The organism is Streptomyces sp. NPDC004134, from assembly GCF_042874195.1.
Classification (GTDB): domain Bacteria; phylum Actinomycetota; class Actinomycetes; order Streptomycetales; family Streptomycetaceae; genus Streptomyces.
In genome coordinates, this window is record NZ_JBIAMS010000008.1 from 113,397 (window position 1) to 127,831 (window position 14,435).

At 74.0% G+C, this 14,435-nt stretch carries 10 protein-coding genes and 1 tRNA gene; 7 read left to right on the top strand and 4 right to left on the bottom strand.

The window, feature by feature from the left end:
- Positions 1-153: 153 nt before the first annotated feature.
- The gene (locus ACFYVJ_RS13565) at positions 154-2,742 is read left to right on the top strand and encodes a glycoside hydrolase family 9 protein (RefSeq protein WP_388890172.1); all 2,589 of its coding nucleotides are present in this window, start codon (positions 154-156) and stop codon (positions 2,740-2,742) included.
- A gap of 384 nt (positions 2,743-3,126) precedes the next feature.
- Here ACFYVJ_RS13565 and ACFYVJ_RS13570 read toward each other — a convergent pair whose 3' ends face one another.
- The gene (locus ACFYVJ_RS13570; protein ID WP_388890174.1) at positions 3,127-4,782 is read right to left on the bottom strand and encodes a beta-N-acetylhexosaminidase; all 1,656 of its coding nucleotides are present in this window, start codon (positions 4,780-4,782) and stop codon (positions 3,127-3,129) included.
- Positions 4,783-4,954: 172 nt separating this feature from the next.
- Here ACFYVJ_RS13570 and ACFYVJ_RS13575 point away from each other — a divergent pair, with 172 nt between their 5' ends.
- Together ACFYVJ_RS13575 and glmS are read left to right on the top strand one after the other, a co-directional pair.
- Positions 4,955-5,212 (top strand): hypothetical protein, encoded by a 258-nt coding sequence (locus tag ACFYVJ_RS13575; RefSeq protein ID WP_388890438.1) that lies wholly within the window; start codon positions 4,955-4,957, stop codon positions 5,210-5,212.
- Between the two features lie 43 nt (positions 5,213-5,255).
- Positions 5,256-7,070 carry a glutamine--fructose-6-phosphate transaminase (isomerizing) gene (gene glmS / locus ACFYVJ_RS13580; RefSeq protein ID WP_388890177.1) on the top strand — a complete coding sequence of 605 codons (1,815 nt, stop codon included), beginning with the start codon at positions 5,256-5,258 and terminating at the stop codon, positions 7,068-7,070.
- 50 nt (positions 7,071-7,120) lie between these two features.
- Here the strand turns inward: glmS and ACFYVJ_RS13585 are convergent, their stop codons facing one another.
- On the bottom strand, positions 7,121-8,248 hold the full coding sequence (locus ACFYVJ_RS13585) for a HesA/MoeB/ThiF family protein (RefSeq protein WP_388890180.1): 1,128 nt from the start codon (positions 8,246-8,248) through the stop codon (positions 7,121-7,123).
- Between the two features lie 179 nt (positions 8,249-8,427).
- Between ACFYVJ_RS13585 and ACFYVJ_RS13590 the strand changes: the two genes are divergently transcribed.
- Positions 8,428-9,798 carry a M14 family zinc carboxypeptidase gene (locus ACFYVJ_RS13590; RefSeq protein ID WP_388890183.1) on the top strand — a complete coding sequence of 457 codons (1,371 nt, stop codon included), beginning with the start codon at positions 8,428-8,430 and terminating at the stop codon, positions 9,796-9,798.
- Between the two features lie 492 nt (positions 9,799-10,290).
- Here ACFYVJ_RS13590 and ACFYVJ_RS13595 read toward each other — a convergent pair whose 3' ends face one another.
- On the bottom strand, positions 10,291-10,812 hold the full coding sequence (locus ACFYVJ_RS13595; RefSeq protein WP_101424395.1) for a universal stress protein: 522 nt from the start codon (positions 10,810-10,812) through the stop codon (positions 10,291-10,293).
- Positions 10,813-11,693: 881 nt separating this feature from the next.
- On the opposite strand from ACFYVJ_RS13595, the gene ACFYVJ_RS13600 reads away from it, so the two are divergent.
- The 3 genes from ACFYVJ_RS13600 (at position 11,694) to ACFYVJ_RS13610 (ending at position 13,795) form a co-directional block, all read left to right on the top strand.
- Positions 11,694-13,016, top strand: a complete 1,323-nt coding sequence (locus tag ACFYVJ_RS13600; protein ID WP_388890185.1) for a helix-turn-helix domain-containing protein — start codon at positions 11,694-11,696, stop codon at positions 13,014-13,016.
- Between the two features lie 5 nt (positions 13,017-13,021).
- Entirely contained in the window at positions 13,022-13,630 is a 609-nt protein-coding gene (gene orn / locus ACFYVJ_RS13605) for an oligoribonuclease (RefSeq protein WP_388890188.1), read from the top strand.
- A 92-nt stretch (positions 13,631-13,722) separates the two neighbouring features.
- Positions 13,723-13,795 (top strand) — tRNA-His (locus ACFYVJ_RS13610).
- Positions 13,796-13,869: 74 nt separating this feature from the next.
- Here ACFYVJ_RS13610 and ACFYVJ_RS13615 read toward each other — a convergent pair.
- Positions 13,870-14,409 carry a CGNR zinc finger domain-containing protein gene (locus tag ACFYVJ_RS13615; protein ID WP_388890190.1) on the bottom strand — a complete coding sequence of 180 codons (540 nt, stop codon included), beginning with the start codon at positions 14,407-14,409 and terminating at the stop codon, positions 13,870-13,872.
- Between the last annotated feature and the right edge of the window lie 26 nt (positions 14,410-14,435).

Consider the following 14,435-nt stretch of genomic DNA (forward strand, 5'->3'; position numbering starts at 1 on the left):
CGCTCCCTGGGCGCGGCGGGGGGGGGGGGTCTCGGGCGGGGGGGCCCGGGCCCCCCCCCCCCCGGCCGCTGCCGCACCCGCACCCGGGGGCGCGGCCGCGACGACGAGGGTCGAGGCCGCGCCCCAGCCCCCCACCCGCCGAAAGGACTTTCCGTGAGACGGCACATACCCCGTGCCCTCGCCGCCGTGCTGGTCGCCGGAGCGCTCGCCGCGCCCGGCGCCGCCGCGGCCGACGAGGGCCCCGAGCTGATCCTCAACGGCGGCTTCGACGCCGGCACCGCGCCCTGGTGGTGGACGCCGGGCAACCCCGCCACGGTGGTCGAAGGACGGCTCTGCGCCGACGTGCCCGCCGGGACCGCCAACCCGTGGGACGCCATCATCGGCCAGAACGACCTGCCGCTCGCCGCCGGCGAGACCTACGCCCTGCGCTACACGGCGACCGCCACCGCACCCGTGACGATCCGCACCAACGTGCAGCAGGCCGTGGAGCCGTGGGGGCAGTTCTTCTCCTCCGCGGACCAGGTGACGGACACCGCCAGGACCTTCGAGCACGTCTTCACCGCCACCGCCGCGGACGACGCCACCCAGGTGGCCTTCCAGATCGGCGGCAGCGACGCGGCGTACACCTTCTGCGTCGACGACGTCTCGCTGCGCGGCGGGGCGGAGCAGCCGCCGTACGACCCGGACACCGGCTCGCCGGTGCGCGTCAACCAGGTCGGCTACCTCACCGAGGGGCCGAAGAACGGCACCTTCGTCACCGAGGCCGCCCAGCCGCTGGCCTGGACGCTGAACGCCGCGGACGGCACCGAGAAGGCGAGCGGCACCACCGTGCCCGCGGGCACCGACCCGACCTCGCTGGAGAACGTGCATACCTTCGCCTTCGGCGACTTCACCGAGGCCGGCGAGGGCTACACCGTCACGATCGACGGCGAGACCAGCGAGCCGTTCACCATCGGCGACGACATCTACGGCACCCTGCGCACCGACGCGCTCGCGTACTTCTACCACAACCGCAGCGGCATCGAGATCGACGCCTCACTGGTGGGCGAGGAGTACGCGAGGCCCGCCGGGCACGTGGGCGTCGCGCCCAACCAGGGCGACGACGACGTCCCGTGCCAGCCGGGGGTCTGCGACTACACGCTGGACGCCGCGGGCGGCTGGTACGACGCGGGCGACCACGGCAAGTACGTCGTCAACGGCGGTATCGCCGCCGCGCAGGTGATGAGCGCGTACGAGCGCACGCTGACCACCGAGGGCGCCGACGGCGGGCCGCTCGGCGACGGCAAGCTCGCCGTGCCCGAGCGCGGCAACGGCGTGCCCGACGTGCTCGACGAGGCGCGCTGGCAACTGGAGTTCCTGCTCGCCATGCAGGTGCCCGCGGGCGAGGAACTGGCCGGGATGGCGCACCACAAGCTGCACGACGCGCAGTGGACCGGCCTGCCCACGCTGCCGCACGAGGACCCGCAGCCGCGCGAGCTGCACCCGCCGTCCACCGCCGCGACGCTCAACCTGGCCGCCACCGGCGCGCAGTGCGGGCGGCTGTACGCGGACGTCGACGCCGACTTCGCCGACCGCTGCCTGGCCGCGGCCCGTACCGCGTACGCCGCCGCCGAGGCGCACCCCGACCGGCTCGCCGACCCGAACGACGGCACCGGCGGCGGCGCGTACAGCGACGGCGACGTGAGCGACGAGTTCTACTGGGCCGCCGCCGAGCTGTACCTGTCCACCGGCGAGGACACGTATCTCCAGGACGTGCTCGGCTCGCCCCTGCACGGCGACGCCGAGGCGGTCTTCCCGGGCGGCGGCATGTCCTGGGGCGCCACCGCCGGACTCGGCGCGCTGGACCTGGCCACCGTCGACAGCGGGCTGACCGACGCGCAGCGCGCCGTCGTACGCGGCATGGTCACCGACGCCGCCGACGGCTACGCGGCCGACGCCGCGAACGCCGCCTACGGCCTGCCGTACGCCCCCGGGGGCGGGCGCTACGTCTGGGGCTCCAACAGCCAGGTGCTCAACAACATGGTCGTCCTGGCCACCGCCCACGGCCTGACCGGCGAGGCGGGCTACCGCGACGCCGTGCTCACGGGCCTGGACTACCTGCTGGGCCGCAACCCGCTGAACCAGTCGTACGTCACCGGCCACGGCGAGCGCGACTCCGAGAACCAGCACCACAGGTTCTGGGCCAACCAGCTCGACCCGAGCCTGCCCCACCCGCCCCCGGGCGCGCTGGCCGGCGGCCCGGACTCGCAGTTGGAGGACCCGGTGGCGCAGCGGGAGCTGGCCGGCTGCCCGCCGGCGATGTGCTACATCGACGACATCGAGTCGTACTCGACCAACGAGGTCACGATCAACTGGAACGCCCCGCTCGCCTGGATCGCCGGCTACGCCGACGACCTCGGCAGCGGCGGCGACCCCGGGCCCGGGCCCGGTCCCGGCGAGGAGTGCGCCGCGGCGTACGCCGTACCGAACCAGTGGCCGGGCGGCTTCACCGGCACCGTGACCATCTCCTGCGACGGCGCCTCCCTCGACGGCTGGACCGCGGAGTGGGACTTCCCCGACGGCCAGCGCCTCCAGAACGCCTGGAACGCCGTCTGCAGCCAGACCGGCACCACGGTGAGCTGCCGCAACGCGCCGTACAACGGCGCGGTGCCGGACGGCGGTTCCGTCTCCTTCGGCTTCAACGCCGGCTGGAGCGGCAGCAACGGCACGCCGCGGGAGGTGAAGCTCGGCGGCGGCTCCTGAGCGGCGGCACCCGGGCGGCCGCTCCTGAGCTGCCGCACCTGAGCCGCCGTACCTGAGCGATCGGCGAAGCCGGACGACCGTCCGCGTGCCGCCGGGGCGGGGTGCTCCCGCCCCGGCGGCGCGCGGATTAAGTGCTTCCGATGCGTTCCTCAAGAGAGCCTTAAGGCTCGCACCCGGCGCCCGTGTTGCGATTTTTGCCCGAATCGGGGCCACTAGCGTGCGTAGCGTTCCTCGGGACGGCGCGGAGGCGGTGGTCTCCAGCCGTGCCGAGCGGTGCGGGCCGTCCCCCCACCGCCTCCCTCCGGCGGGCTCCGCGGCCCCGCCGCGGACCGGCAGCCGCCGGGGGGAGGCGGGCCCGTGCCTCCCGTCCCGGCCGCGCCGCGGTCACTCCCAGGGGACCTGCGCCGAGCGGTAGAAGTCGATGCCCATCGCCTCCCACCGCGGGCCCTGCGCCACCAGCCGGTCCCGGTAGCCGTCCCAGCCGAGCTTCGCGGCCGGGGACCACCCCAGCTCGGCGGCGCCCGCGGCGCGCGGGAAGGCCATGAACTCGATCTGGTCGTTGGTCGACAGCGTCTCCGACCACATCGGCGCCTCGACGCCCAGGATCGCGCTCTCGGGCACGCCCCCGCGCATGTACGTGCCGGGGTCCCAGTCGTAGGACTGCCGCACCTCGACGTACCCGGCCCAGCTCAGCCCGAGCGGCGTCTGCGCGTGGTACTTCATGTCCAGATACGTCCTGTTGGCCGGCGACAGCACCAGCGGCGTGCCCGCCTTGGCCGCGTCGATGACCTCCTGCTCGCCGCCGGTCGTGCCCCAGTACTGCGCGACGGCGCCCTCGGCGGGATTCGCGGTGATCTGATGCCAGCCGACGACGGTCTTGCCGTACTTCGCGACGATCGCCTGCGCCCGCTCCATGAAGGCGACGTACTCGTCGTGCGGTGTGGAGTGCGCCTCGTCGCCGCCGATGTGCAGGTACTTGCCGGGCGTCAGCTCGGCCAGTTCCCGTACGACGTCGTCCACGAAGTCGTACGTGACCTCCTTCGGTACGCACAGCGAGCTGAAGCCGACGCTCGTGCCGGTGTAGAGCGGCGGCGCGACGCCGTCGCAGTTCAGCTCGGCGTACGAGGCGAGGGCGGAGTTGGTGTGGCCCGGCATGTCGACCTCGGGCACGACGGTCATGTGCCGGCTCGCGGCGTACGCGACCAGCTCGCGGTACTGGTCCTTGGTGTAGTAGCCGCCGGGCCCGCCGCCGACCTGAGTGCTGCCGCCGTACTCGGCCAGGTTCGGCCACGAGTCGATCGCCAGCCGCCAGCCCTGGTCGTCGGTGAGGTGCAGGTGCAGGGTGTTGTACTTGTAGAGCGCGAGCTGGTCGATGTAGCGCTTGACCTGCTCGACCGTGAAGAAGTGCCGCGCCACGTCGAGCATCGCGCTGCGGTACGCGAACCGCGGCTCGTCGGTGATCCGCCCGCCCGCCACCAGCCACGGCCCGTCCTGCGGGCTGTCCGCCTCCACCGTCGGCGGCAGCAACTGGCGCAGGGTCTGGACGCCGTGGAAGAGCCCGGCGGGGGCGGCGGCGGAGATCAGCACGCCGTCGGCGCCGGAGGTCAGCTCGTAGCCCTCGGTGCCGACGGCCTTCTTCAGCTTGGCGCTCAGCCGCAGCTCCACCTCGCCCGACTTGCTGCCGACGGGCAGCTCGAAGCCGGTCGAGGGGCGCAGCACGCCGGCCAGGTACTCGCCGGCGTCCCGGGCGGACGCGGCGGCTGCCGAACTGCCGGGCGGCACCCGGATGGCGGTGTCCGCGGTGATCTCGTACGGGCTGCCGCCGGGCGCGACGGCGGCGGGGGCGGGGATGACGGAGTCCAGCGCGGCCGGCGCGGCGGCCTGCCGCGCGCCGCCCGCCGCGGTGCCGGACGCGGTGCCGGGCGCCGCCGCGCCGCCGGCGCCGACGCCCGCGGCGACGGTGAGCAGCAGCGCGACCCCCAGGCGCGCGAGGGAGCGCGGGGAGCGGTGCGGGGGAGTCCTCAGGCGGTGACCTCTCACAGTGGTCCCTTCGGGGCTGCGGATCGTGCGCGTGACATGGACATTCCCAGAGAACCGCCGGTGTCCGCACCGGTCAAGGGTGTAGACCATTCTGGCGAGGGAAAGGAGTGATTCCTGCCCGATTCCGGGCAGATTTCTTGCGGAAGTGAAGATCATCAAGCAGTATCAACGGGTGCACGACGACCTCATCGACCACCTGATACGCAGCGCGCCACTCAGCCGCGGCGAAGCCGCGCGGGTCGTGCAGGACGTCCTGGCCTACTTCGACGAGACGACGCCCGCGTTCGTCCGCCGGCGCCACCGCGAGCTGCAGGCGGGCGGCCTGGTGAACGACGAGATCTTCGACCGGATCGCCCGGGAGCTGGCGCACCGCGCGGTCGCCCCGCCCGAGCTGACCCGGCGCCAACTGCGTCGCCTCGTCTACGGCTAGCCCCCACCCTCACCCCACCCTCTCCCGACAGGAAGCGAACGATATGTGCGGAATCGTTGGTTACATCGGCAAGCGCGACGCCGCGCCGCTGCTGCTCGAAGGGCTCCAGCGGCTGGAGTACCGGGGCTACGACTCCGCCGGCGTGGCCATCGCCGCCCGCTCCGGCGCGCTGAAGACCGTCAAGGCCAAGGGCCGGGTACGCGACCTGGAGGCCCGGCTGCCCAAGCGCTTCGCCGGCGCCACGGGCATCGCGCACACCCGCTGGGCCACCCACGGCGCCCCCAGCGACACCAACGCCCACCCGCACCTGGACGAGGCGGGCAAGGTCGCCGTCGTCCACAACGGGATCATCGACAACGCCGGCGACCTGCGCGCCAAGCTCGCCGCCGACGGCGTCGAGCTGACCTCCGAGACCGACACCGAGGTGCTGGCCCACCTCGTCGGCCGCTCCGCCGCCGCCACCCTGGAGGAGGCCGTACGCGAGACGCTGCGGCTGGTGGAGGGCACGTACGGCATCGCCGTGCTGCACGCCGACCACCCCGACCGCATCGTCGTCGCCCGCAACGGCTCGCCCGTCGTGCTCGGCATCGGCGAGCGGGAGATGTTCGTCGCCTCCGACGTCGCCGCGCTGGTCTCGCACACCCGCCAGGTCGTCACCCTCGAAGACGGCGAGATGGCCACCATCAAGGCCGACGACTACCGCACGTACACCACCGAGGGCTCGCGCACGTCGTCCTCGCCGGAGACGGTGGAGTGGTCGCCCGAGTCGTACGACATGGCGGGCCACGACACGTACATGCACAAGGAGATCTGCGAACAGGCGGAAGCCGTCGACCGCGTGCTGCGCGGGCGCATCGAGGACCGGTTCTCCACCGTCCACCTCGGCGGCCTCAACCTGGACGCGCGCGAGGCGCGCGCGGTGCGGCGCGTGAAGATCCTGGGCTGCGGCACCTCGTACCACGCGGGCATGATCGGCGCGCAGTTGGTCGAGGAGCTGGCGCGGGTCCCCGCCGACGCCGAGCCGGCCAGCGAGTTCCGCTACCGCAACCCCGTCGTCGACCCCGACACGCTCTACGTCGCCGTCTCCCAGTCCGGCGAGACGTACGACGTGCTGGCCGCCGTGCAGGAGCTGAAGCGCAAGGGTGCGCGGGTCCTCGGCGTCGTCAACGTCGTCGGCTCGGCCATCGCCCGGGAGACGGACGGCGGCATCTACGTGCACGCGGGCCCCGAGGTCTGCGTGGTGTCCACCAAGTGCTTCACCAACACCGTCGTCGCCTTCGGCCTGCTCGCGCTCCACCTCGGCCGCATCCGCGACCTGTCGGTCGCCGACGGCCGCCGGGTCATCGAGGGGCTGCGGCGGCTGCCGGAGCAGATCGCGGAGATGCTGCGCGGCGAGGACGAGATCCGGGCGCTGGCGAAGGAGTACGCGCACGCCAGGTCGATGATGTTCATCGGCCGGGTCCGCGGGTACCCGGTGGCCAGGGAGGCGGCGCTGAAGCTCAAGGAGGTCAGCTACATCCACGCCGAGGCGTACCCGGCCTCCGAGCTGAAGCACGGCCCGCTGGCGCTGATCGAGCCTGAGGTGCCGACGGTGGCGATCGTGCCGGACGACGAGCTGCTGGAGAAGAACCGGGCGGCGCTGGAGGAGATCAAGGCCCGCGAGGGCCGTATCCTCGCGGTCGCGCACCGGCGGCAGGAGAAGGCGGACCACACGATCGTGGTACCGCGCAGCGAGCCGGAGCTGGACCCCATCCTCATGGGCATCCCGCTCCAACTGTTCGCGTACCACACGGCGCTGGAGCTGGGCCGGGACATCGACAAGCCGCGGAACCTGGCGAAGTCGGTGACGGTGGAGTAGGCACCGGCGCGGTCACGGCGGCCGGCCGCGGTGCCGGTCGCCGTCCCGTTTCACCCGGGGCTGCCGCAGGCCGGGCAGTCGGGGCGGCGGGGCAGCCGGACGGTCACCTCGTCGCCGGGCACCATCAGGTTGAACCCGAAGCGGACACCGGGTTCGAGCGGCGGGATGCCGGTCAGCAGGGCCAGGGCGCCGTACGCGACGAGCGCGCCGGATAACCCGGCGGTGACGGCGTTGGCCGGGTTCCACGGCAGGTGCGCGGAGGCGCCGGGCTCCTCGGCCCCTTGGGCGAGGCCGAGGTCGGCCCGCCGGATCGCCTGGTCGTGCAGGCACTCCCAGCACCCGCCGGTGCCGGGCCGGTGGATGCCCGCGGTGACCAGCGGCCCGCTGTAGCCGCCGTCCACCCACGGCAGCCCGGCGGCCAGGCAGGCCCGGTTCGCCCAGCGCCGTATCTGCGGCGGCCCGTCGGCGCCCAGCACGAACACGTCGTACGGGGGCGAGGACACGACGAGCGCGGCCAGCTCCGCGGCGGTGGCGACGCGGCGCACCTCGCCGGTGACGCGGATGTCGGGGTTGAGTCCCGCGAGCCTGGCCACCGCCGCCTCGGCCTTCCGCCGCCCCACGTCCGCCTCCGCGTACAGCAACTGCCGGTTGAGGTTCGACAGTTCCACCCGGTCGTCGTCGACCACGTGCAGGTGGCCGACGCCCGAGGCGGCCAGGTGCCAGGCGGCGGCGCCGCCCGTACCCCCGACGCCCAGGACGAGCACCCGGGCCTCCTTCAGCCGCAGTTGCGCCTCCCACGCGCTGGCGCGGGCGCCGAGGTCCATCCAGCGCAGCAGCGGTACGCCCCGGCTGTAGCGCTCGGCCTCGCGCGGCGAGAACTGCGCGGGCAGCGGCGCGGCCGCGTCCTCCAGGAAGCCGGCCGCGGCCAGCCGCTCCAGCGCCGCGGTGACGTCGCCGGGTTCGACCTCCTCGTGCCGGGCGCGCACCGCGGTGACGATGTCCTGCGCGCTGCGGGTGCCGTCGGCGGCTTCGACCAGCGTCCAGACCCAGCCGCGCGGGTCCTCGATCTCCGCGCCGACGCCGTAGACGACGCTGCCGATACGGACGTTTCCCGCCACGGTGCGATAGCCGCGGTGCTCCGGTTTGACCCGTGGCCGTGCCCACTCTCCCACCGCCATACCCCACTCCAGGATGATGCGCCAGGAAGCCTTGCACCGACGCGGCCCAATGTGCACTACTGAGTGAGTCGTTTCAAGCACACAGAGTTGACCAGGTGGGAGGGAGGCGCGATGCAGGAGATCAGGATCCGTCGTCTCGACAAGAAGGAGACGACCGGCGACAGCAACCCCAGCGGCGAGTGACGCCGGTCGGCCTCCCCGCGCTGGCGCGGCACCGCTACCCCACCGTGGACGACCTCACCCGGACCGCCCGCGACCTGGCGCGGCGCCACCCGTCCCGCTGCCGGCTCCGGCAGGTCGGCGAATCCCGCGCGGGGGAGCCGCTGTGGCTGCTCTCCGTCGGCCACGGATCCCGGAACGTCCTGGTGGTCAGTGGCGCGCACCCGAACGAGCCGGCCGGGGGCGCGGCCGTCGCCGACCTGGCCTACCAAGCGATACGAGGCCGGCCCAGCGGGCACAGCGAGCACGGCGGGCGTGTCGGGGCCGCCGCGCGCGACCGCCGGCAGGGCCGCGACGCCGCCTGGCACTTCCTGCTCTGCCTGGACCCGGACGGCGCCCGTCACACCGAGCCCTGGACCCGCCACCCCGGCACCCTGGAGCGCCAGCTCCGCCACTTCTACCGGCCCGCCGCCGACCAGCAGCCCGAGTGGCTGCCGCCGCCCGGCGGACGGGCCGCTCCGCTGCCCGAGACCCGGGCGCTGCTGACCGTGCTGGACGAGCTGCGCCCCGCGGTCCAGTTCTCCCTGCACGCCAACGACGTCGGCGGCGCCTGGGTGCAGCTCACCCACGACCTGCCGGGCGCCCGCGCGGCGCTCGCGGACGCCGCCGCCGGGCTCGCCGTGCCGCTGGCCGCGGCGCCGGTGGACACGCTGCACATGCCCGGTGCGGGGCCGGGCGTGTTCCTCATGGCCGCGGGCGGTGGGCTCGACGCCAACGTCGTGCACCGCGACTGGCTGACCCGCTCGACGTGGTTCCACCCGCTGCGGCACGGCACGGTCACCGCCGTCGTCGAGACGCCCGTCTGGGCTGTCGAGGGCGTCGCCGACCTCCGCCCTACCGGGGCGCCCGGGCCGGTCGTGGGGCAGGCCGTGGGGCATCTGCGGGAGCAGGCCGACCGGTTGGCGGGGCTGCTGGACGAGGCCCGTACCGGACTCGGCGCCGCACCGGGCCCGTTGCTGGACGCCGCGGCCTGGCTCACCCAGGCGTGCTTCACCAACGCCGCGCAGTGGTCCGCGCCGCCCTCGCCCGGCAGCCCGCCGCCCGCGGCGACCGCGGGCGGCGCCCTCGCGCTGCGGATGGCCGCCCAGCGGCTGCCGCTGCGGGCGGCGGCGATGCTCGCCCGCGCGACGGAGGGACATCCCCTCGGCCCGGCGGCGGAGACGCTGCTCACCCGCTGGCGCCGCAGCTACGCGGCCGACTTCGGGCCGCGCTGGATCCCCGTACGGGACCAGACCGCCCTGCAGACGGAGTTCATCGCCCGCCTCGCCCGCCTGGCCCTCGACCCCACCCGCCGCACGGACGGCTCCACGCCCCACCACCGCGACCGCTGAAGGGGGCGGCGGCCCGGATAGGCGCGCCGGAGCGCGGGGGATGGCGCCGTACGGAACGTGGGCGCGACGCGGTCCGGTTGACGGTGGATGCCCCGCGCGGAGCCGCGACATCCCGGTCGCGGGTCGAGAACCCGTGGGGAGCGAATGCCGCAACGGGCGGCGAAGCCGCCGACCCCCGGCGTGGAAGCGAGGACCCGGAGCCACCCGGCCCGGCTCGCCCCGCCGCCCCCCGGCGGGAGGCGAAAGAGCGGCCCTCTGCGCGTGCCACCACGTCGCGCAGAGGGCCGCCTCCCCTGTGCCGGCGTCGCCCAATACGCCGGCGGTGCCGCTGCCGTACCGGGGACCGTCACCTCCCGGTCGGCAGCGCGTTGTCGTGTCCCCTATATGCCCCTCACAAATTCACAACCCACATCTACCCGCGAGTAGATTTCTCCGGGGAGGCGTGACCGCGCGCACCACCGGCGCGACCGGCGCAAACGCGCGCGGGGGCGGCTACGGAACGACGACGACGGGCCGCTGCGCCCGCCGGGCGAGGCGGCCCGCGACCGAGCCGAAGATGCGGCCCACGATGCCCTGCGTGGAGCCGACCACGATGGCGTCGGCCTCGTACTCCCGGCCGACTTCCTCCAGTTCGTGGCAGATGTCGCCGCCGCGCTCGACCAGGATCCAGGGCACATCCGACAGGTAGTCGGCGCAGGCGAGTTCCAGCCCGAGGACTTCGGTGCGGTGGTCGGGGACGTCCACGAAGACGGGCGGCTCGCAGCCGGCCCAGACGGTGGTGGGCAGCCGGTTGGCCACGTGCACGATGATCAGGCCGCAGCCCAGGCGCCGCGCCATCCCGACCGCGTAGGCCAGGGCGCGTTCACTGGACATGGAGCCGTCGAAGCCGCAGACGACGCCGTGCTTGAAGGCGGGATCGCAGCCTTGGGCGGGCTCGGCCGCCGCCTCCAGGTCCGCCGTGGGATCGGCGACCGGCTTGCGGTCCGCGGGTTCGGGGAATTCGTGACCGGCCATCGGTGTCTCGGCGAAGGGAATCCTCGTGGCTGGAGGGACACGGCTTGCTGTGTCCGCGCTTCCTGTGTCCGGGAATCATCTTCCCAATCCCGTACAACAAGGGTACGGCGACACTACCTCCCTTGCCCAGGGGCGGGCGGCGGTATGCCAGGTGGCCCCGGCGAACGGTTCACAGGAGCATGCCCCAGTGCGGCGTCCCGCGCAACGCCGACGGGTCGGCGCGGCGGCCCGGCGATCGGTCTCGGGCACCGCCGGGGGGCGCACGGCGGTGGCGCTCGGGGGGCACGCCCCCGCCCTTCGTGCCGCCCCCCACGCTTCCGTGCGCTGTCGCCGCGCCCCCGGGGTGCGTCGTCGCCGCCGCGAAGCCAAACGTGGCACGTGCGCCGGGGTCGCGCCGCAGGACACGGCCGGGCCGCGGCGGCCACCGGCGTTTTCGCGGCTGGGCGCGGGCGTACGCCCGTGGTTGAGGGGACAACCTCCTGTGACCCGATCTTTTCGGCCAACTTCCCTTCTGCACACCGAAGTTGCAAGACTTAAGGCTGGAACGTTCCGGGCTCGGGGGGCTGGGGGCGCAGTCGGGGCGCACGGGCCTTGCACGTCGGAGAACCGGAGGGGGGTGGCCTTCCCTGTTGCGTGAACCAGTGAAACCGTTCGCGATCGAAAGCTTCACGCCAGGTTTCCTTGTCGACATAGAGGTAGGGCCGAACCTGCCACGCGTGTCACACAAGACGCGCTCTACCTGTCGTTATAGATGCGGGGCCGAACCTGTCCGGTCCGCCGGACGGCACGCAGTAGATTTGATCTTGGCCGAGAGACCGAGATCGTCCCGGGGGTGTAGGTGCAGGACGCGGAGGAAGAGAGAAGCGAGGGGGCTTAGCGTCATGAGCCAGGACTCCACCGGAGCGGGCGCAACGATCCGGTCCGGCGGGCCACGCCCACCCGAGGTGGCGGCAGCCACGGTGCGGGCCGAGGCGGTGCGGGGCGAAGCACCGCGCCCGCCGCGGCGGCGCCGTGAGGTCGTCGCCGTGCTGCTGTTCAGCGGTGGCCCGGTCTTCGAGAACTCCATCCCCCTCTCCGTCTTCGGAGTCGACCGCCAGGACGCCGGCACCCCCCGGTACCGGCTGCTGGTCTGCGCCGGTGAGGACGGCCCGCTGCGTACCACCGGCGGCCTGGAGCTCTCGGCCCCGTACGGGCTGGAAGCGCTGGCCAGGGCCGGCACCGTGGTCGTGCCCGCGTGGCGCTCCATCACCCAGCCGCCGCCCGCCGCGGCGCTGGACGCGCTGCGCAGGGCGCACGAGGACGGCGCCCGCATCGTCGGGCTGTGCACCGGCGCGTTCGCGCTCGCCGCGGCCGGCCTGCTCGACGGCCGCCCGGCGACCACGCACTGGATGTACGCGCCGACGCTCGCCAAGCGCTACCCGTCGGTCCACATGGACCCGCGGGAGCTCTTCGTCGACGACGGCGACATCCTGACCTCGGCGAGCACGGCCGCCGGCATCGACCTGTGCCTGCACCTGGTGCGCCAGGACCACGGCGCCGAGGCCGCCGCCGCGCTCTCCCGGAGGCTGGTGGTGCCCGCGCGGCGCGGCAGCGGCCAGGAGCGCTACCTGGACAGGTCTTTACCCGAGGAGATCGGCGGAGACCCGCTGGCGGAGGTCGTGGCCTGGGCGCTGGAGAACCTGCACGAGCAGTTCGACGTGGAGACTCTGGCGGCCCGCGCGTACATGAGCCGACGCACGTTCGACCGGCGGTTCCGCTCGCTCACCGGCAGCGCACCGCTGCAGTGGCTGATCACCCAGCGGGTGCTTCAGGCGCAGCGGCTGCTGGAGACGTCGGACTTCTCCGTGGACGAAGTGGCGGGGCGCTGCGGCTTCCGCTCGCCGGTCGCGCTGCGCGGGCACTTCCGCCGCCAGCTCGGCTCCTCCCCGGCCGCGTACCGGGCCGCCTACCGGGCCCGTAACCCCCAGTCCGTACCGCCGCCGGAACCCCCCACGGTGCCGGCGCCGCGGCGCCCGCAGCCGCCTGGGGCCGGCGGGCCCGCGGGGGTCGCGGGCGGGGGCATGGGCGGCGGCGTGGACGGCGCGGAGAAGCCGCAGTCCGACGCGTACGCGCCCGGCCACCCCGAGCCGCACCCGCCGCGGCACCGGGGAGCGCTTGCCAGGCGCGCGACCGTGCCGGGACAGCGGGACCGGCACGTAGGGTGAGGGCCATGAACGATCGGATGGTCTGGATCGACTGCGAGATGACGGGCCTCTCGCTGACCGACGACGCGCTCGTCGAGGTGGCCGCGCTCGTCACCGACTCGGAGCTCAACGTGCTCGGTGACGGCGTCGACATCGTGATCCGCCCCCCGGCCGCGGCCCTCGCCTCCATGCCCGACGTCGTACGCGCCATGCACACCGCCTCCGGCCTGCTCGACGAGCTGGCCGGCGGCACGACGCTGGCGGACGCGGAGCGCCAGGTGCTCGCCTACGTACGCGAGTTCGTCCCCGAGCCCGGCCGCGCCCCGCTCTGCGGCAACTCCGTCGGCACCGACCGCGGCTTCCTCAGCCGGGACATGCCGAACCTGGAGGGGCACCTGCACTACCGCATCGTGGACGTCTCGTCCGTCAAGGAGCTGGCCCGCCGCTGGTACCCGCGGGCCTACTTCAACAGCCCGGAGAAGGCGGGCAACCACCGCGCGCTGGCCGACATCCGGGAGAGCATCGCCGAACTCCGCTACTACCGCGAGGCGGTCTTCGTCCCCCCGCCGGGCCCGGATTCGGAGACCGCCAAGGCCATCGCGGCCCGCCACACGCTGGCGGCGGACGGCTCGTAACGAGGCCCCCGCAGCCCGGCCAAAGCCGGAGGCGAGCACCACCGGCGACCCTGTACACTTCTACACGGCCGGTGCGGAAGCATCAGCTCACGGTGGGTGTAGCTCAGATGGTAGAGCACCTGGTTGTGGTCCAGGTGGCCGCGGGTTCAAGTCCCGTCACTCACCCTCTTCTGTAGGGCCCGTATCGCTTCGGCGGTGCGGGCCCTGACGCGTTCCGGGGCGCTACCGTGCGTGGCCGTTCAGCCGGAGGCGGTGGCGCGGCGGGCGGCGTAGGTGCGGGCCTTGGCGCGGTTGCCGCAGCCCTGCATCGAGCACCAGCGTTTGCTGCGGTTCTTCGACGTGTCCCAGAACACCTCGTGGCAGGTGTGCTCCGCGCAGCGCTTGAGGCGGGCGGCGTCGCCGGTGATCGTCAGCGTGCTCCAGGCGAGGGCCAGCTCCGCGACCGCCCGCTCGGCGGGCGTGAGGCCGGGGGCGGGGACCGGGGGGCCGGCGGCGGTGGGGTGGAGGGGGAAGCGGGTCAGGGCCGCGTCGGCCGCCGCCGTGGCCGCGGGGTCGGGGGTGTCGCCGACGTGGGTGCCCAGGTGCTCGCGGATGCCCGCGCGCAGGGCGACGGCCGCCTCGTGCAGGCCGGTGCCGGGGGTGCCGGTGACCGGCAGGCCGTGCGCCGTCAGCCAGGCGGCCAGTTCGTCCGGGGTGCTCAGCGTGTCCGTGCCGGCGTGGATGTCCAGGGTGTTGGCGAAGTCGGCCACCAGCTCGGCGGCCCGAGGAGGTGTGCGCATGCAGACCACTTTACCGGCTATCGGGT

Excerpts from the sequence above, each read along its gene's own strand:
- glmS (WP_388890177.1), top strand. The coding sequence starts at position 5,256 with ATGTGCGGAATCGTTGGTTACATCGGCAAGCGCGACGCCGCGCCGCTG.
- ACFYVJ_RS13585 (WP_388890180.1), bottom strand. The coding sequence starts at position 8,248 with ATGGCGGTGGGAGAGTGGGCACGGCCACGGGTCAAACCGGAGCACCGC.
- ACFYVJ_RS13595 (WP_101424395.1), bottom strand. The coding sequence starts at position 10,812 with ATGGCCGGTCACGAATTCCCCGAACCCGCGGACCGCAAGCCGGTCGCC.
- ACFYVJ_RS13600 (WP_388890185.1), top strand. The coding sequence starts at position 11,694 with ATGAGCCAGGACTCCACCGGAGCGGGCGCAACGATCCGGTCCGGCGGG.
- orn (WP_388890188.1), top strand. The coding sequence starts at position 13,022 with ATGAACGATCGGATGGTCTGGATCGACTGCGAGATGACGGGCCTCTCG.
- ACFYVJ_RS13615 (WP_388890190.1), bottom strand. The coding sequence starts at position 14,409 with ATGCGCACACCTCCTCGGGCCGCCGAGCTGGTGGCCGACTTCGCCAAC.